Here is a 4,274-nt window from a genome sequence, read left to right on the forward strand (position 1 = left end):
AGATGAGGATTGCGCCCCTGCGGTCCGCCGTAAGACGCGTTCTGATGTGAGCCGCGATCGTTCGGTGTCACCCCCGATGTCGGTGGCAGCGAACGTGGACCTTGCAATGGTGAGTAGACACTTCGTGTCTATTCCCGCCACCCCCCTGCATCTTCGATGCAGGGACATTCCGGTTGATCCTGCCGGAGGCCATTGCTATCGGGGTCCGATTTAGCCATGCTAGTCGCACGGGTTCAGACCCGTGGCGAATAGCTCCGTAACACGTGGCCAAACTACCCTTCGGAGGGGGATACTCTCGGGAAACTGAGGCTAATCCCGCATACTCCTGGCTGTCTGGAATGATGCCAGGGCGAAACGCTCCGGCGCCGAAGGATGTGGCTGCGGCCGATTAGGTAGACGGTGGGGTAACGGCCCACCGTGCCGATAATCGGTACGGGTTGTGAGAGCAAGAGCCCGGAGACGGAATCTGAGACAAGATTCCGGGCCCTACGGGGCGCAGCAGGCGCGAAACCTTTACACTGCACGCCAGTGCGATAAGGGGACCCCGAGTGCGAGGGCATATCGTCCTCGCTTTTCTGTACCGTAGGGAGGTACACGAATAAGGGCTGGGCAAGACCGGTGCCAGCCGCCGCGGTAATACCGGCAGCCCGAGTGATGGCCGATATTATTGGGCCTAAAGCGTCCGTAGCCGGCCGAGCAAGTCCGTCGGGAAATCCACGCGCTCAACGCGTGGGCGTCCGGCGGAACCTGCCCGGCTTGGGACCGGAAGATCCAGCGGGTACGTCCGGGGTAGGAGTGAAATCCCGTAATCCCGGACGGACCGCCGATGGCGAAAGCACGCTGGGAAGACGGATCCGACGGTGAGGGACGAAAGCTAGGGTCTCGAACCGGATTAGATACCCGGGTAGTCCTAGCCGTAAACGATGCTCGCTAGGTGTGGCTCCCGCTACGAGCGGGTGCTGTGCCGTAGGGAAGCCGCTAAGCGAGCCGCCTGGGAAGTACGTCCGCAAGGATGAAACTTAAAGGAATTGGCGGGGGAGCACTACAACCGGAGGAGCCTGCGGTTTAATTGGACTCAACGCCGGACATCTCACCAGCCCCGACTGCAGTAATGACGGTCAGGTTGATGACCTCGCCACGAGCTGCAGAGAGGAGGTGCATGGCCGCCGTCAGCTCGTACCGTGAGGCGTCCTGTTAAGTCAGGCAACGAGCGAGACCCGCGTCCGTAATTGCCAGCATGACCCCTGGGTCGATGGGTACATTACGGAGACTGCCGCCGCCAAGGCGGAGGAAGGAACGGGCAACGGTAGGTCAGTATGCCCCGAATGGGCTGGGCAACACGCGGGCTACAATGGCCAGGACAATGGGTTCCCACCCCGAAAGGGGGCGGTAATCTCACAAACCTGGTCGTAGTTCGGATTGAGGGCTGAAACTCGCCCTCATGAAGCTGGATTCGGTAGTAATCGCGTGTCACAAGCGCGCGGTGAATACGTCCCTGCTCCTTGCACACACCGCCCGTCAAAGCACCCGAGTGAGGTCCGGATGAGGCTCTTTCACGAGAGTCGAATCTGGGCTTTGCAAGGGGGCTTAAGTCGTAACAAGGTAGCCGTAGGGGAATCTGCGGCTGGATCACCTCCTACAGACCGGGACGCTGTGGATCACTCCACAGCGCCCATTCACTGTGGCGTTCCCAGACGGGAACTCCACGAGGTGGAGGAAGCTCCACGCTTCGCCCATTCGACATCCGGGGCACTTACGAACGATCGCGGCTCACAGCAGCTTCCCGACCACGCGCGGACAGGACGCGTGGCCGGGGGAGGGCCCGTAGCTCAGTGGTAGAGTGCCTCCTTTGCAAGGAGGATGCCCTGGGTTCGAATCCCAGCGGGTCCATGCCCGCCCGCCGTATCGAATCGCGCCCCTTATGGGGGCGGATCCGGAACGGTGGGATGGACGACCGATGCACCATCCCGCGAGAGCGAGGATGGGAAGGGTTCGAGATCGCCGCCCGTCCACACCCGGGTGGCATCGATGACGCCGTGTGTACGTGCAATCCAGACGCCCACTGAACCCGCTTTGCGGGTCGTGGACGTATACAATTACAGAATGGCTACTGTGCCATCTGGTGAATAGCTCGGCTCGAGAGCCGATGACGGACGTGTCAAGCAGCGAAATGCTCCGGGGAGCCGCAAGAAGGCAAAGAACCGGAGATCTCCGAATGGGAATCCCCACAGCAATTGCCTTGCGCAATGGGGAACGCTCCGAATTGAAACATCTCAGTAGGAGCAGGAACAGAACGCAACAGCGATGTCGTCAGTAACGGCGAGTGAACGCGACACAGCCCAAACCGAAGCCCGTGCGGGTTCGCCCGCGCGGGCAATGTGGTGTTCGGGCTGGTCACAACCGGGAGTAGAGACGCGAGAAGTCTTCTGGAACGAAGCGCGAAACAGGGTGACAGCCCCGTATCGCGTCGACGCTCCCGCGGACCGGTACCAGAGTAGCAGGGGTTGGATATCCTCTGTGAACAACCCAGGCATCGACTGGGAAGGCTAAACACTCCTCGAGACCGATAGCGAACAAGTAGCGTGAGCGAACGCTGAAAAGCACCCCGAGAAGGGCGGTGCAAAGGGCTTGAAATCAGATGGCGATAGAGCGACGTGGCACGAAAGGCCGATCGGGAAACGACCGAGGGGCGACCTTCCAGTAGAAGTCGATCGGAGCCGGTGTTGCGTCGTACGTTTTGAAAAACGAACCAGGGACTGTACTTGCTTGGCGAGTCTAACCGGAGAATCCGGGGAGGCGAAGCAAACGCGACAGGGCCGCAGCACGTTTCGACGTGTGAGGGCCGCCGTGTTCAAGCGCGGGGAGTCAAGCGGGTACGACCCGAAACCAGGTGATCTACGCAGGGGCAGGGTGAAGCGTGGCGAAAGCCACGTGGAGGCCCGTTAGAGTTGGTGTCCTACAATACCCTCTCGTGACCCGTGTGTAGGGGTGAAAGGCCCATCGAACCTGGCAACAGCTGGTTCCGACCGAAACATGTCGAAGCATGACCTCCGTTGAGGTAGCTCGTGGGGTAGAGCGACCGATTGGATGACCCGCCACCGAGAGGTGTCGGCCATCCTGTCGAACTCCGAACCTACGGGCGCCGTGGACGCGGGGAGTCCGGTGTGCGGGGTAAGCCTGTGCACCGTAAGGGAGACAACCCAGCGCTAGGTTAAGGACCCAAAATGTGGACTAAGTGCGATCGAAGGTGGTCTCGAGCCCCAGACAGCCGGGAGGTGAGCTTAGAAGCAGCTACCCTCCAAGAAAAGCGTAACAGCTTACCGGCCGAGGTTCGAGGCGCCGAAAATGATCGGGGCTCAAGTCCACTTGCGAGACCTGGCGGCACCCGAGAGGGTGATCCAGTAGGTCGGCGTCGCGGTCGGGTGGAAGTACGGGCGAGGGCTCGTATGGACCGACCGGGAACGAAAATCCTGGTCACAGTAGCAGCGAAAGTCGGGTGAGAACCTCGACGGCCTCAAGAGCAAGGGTTCCTCGGCACTGTCAGTCAGCCGAGGGTTAGCCGATCCTAAGTCTCCTCGTAAGACGCGGGAGACGACAGGGGAACTGGTTAATATTCCAGTGCCGCTCCACAGTGAAAGCCGACGCCTGAGGAAACCTCGAGCTGGGCCATCGCCCAGTCGAACCGGAGAAGATCGTGGACGCCGTCACGGCAGGAAGCGATCGAAGCCCGGGATAGGGAAACTCGAGGGTACCTGGGGCCCGTGAAAAGGCGAGTGGAGTGATCGTACCGAGATCCGACACAGGTGCTCGGCCGGAGAAAGGCAAGGCCTGTCGGGAGAACCGGCGTTAGGGAATTCGGCAAGTTAGTCCCGTACCTTCGGAAGAAGGGATGCCTGCTTTGCAGAGAGCAGGTCGCAGTGACTCGGGCGCTCCGACTGTCTAGTAACAACACAGGTGACCGCAAATCCGCAAGGACGCGTACGGTCACTGAATCCTGCCCAGTGCGGGTATCTGAACACCTGGTACAACAGGACGAAGGACCCGTCAACGGCGGGGGTAACTATGACCCTCTTAAGGTAGCGTAGTACCTTGCCGCTTCAGTAGCGGCTTGCATGAATGGATCAACGAGAGTGCCACTGTCCCAACGCTGGACCCGGTGAACTGTACGTTCCAGTGCGGAGTCTGGAGACCCCCAAGGGGAAGCGAAGACCCTATAGAGCTTTACTGCAGGCTGTCGCTGGGACGTGGTCGCTGATGTGCAGAATAGGTAGGAG

Annotated in this window: 1 tRNA gene and 2 rRNA genes; all 3 read left to right on the forward strand. The window is 60.4% G+C overall.

Going from position 1 to position 4,274, the window contains the following annotated elements:
* Nucleotides 1-166 precede the first annotated feature (166 nt).
* Nucleotides 167-1,638: ribosomal RNA gene (locus tag RH858_RS16680) — 16S ribosomal RNA — on the forward strand.
* 180 nt (nucleotides 1,639-1,818) lie between these two features.
* Nucleotides 1,819-1,890: transfer RNA gene (locus RH858_RS16685), tRNA-Ala, on the forward strand.
* Between the two features lie 208 nt (nucleotides 1,891-2,098).
* Nucleotides 2,099-4,274, forward strand: a 23S ribosomal RNA gene (locus RH858_RS16690); the annotation flags it as partial.

The sequence above is a fragment of the Halalkaliarchaeum sp. AArc-GB genome (assembly GCF_031432225.1).
Taxonomy (GTDB): domain Archaea; phylum Halobacteriota; class Halobacteria; order Halobacteriales; family Haloferacaceae; genus Halalkaliarchaeum.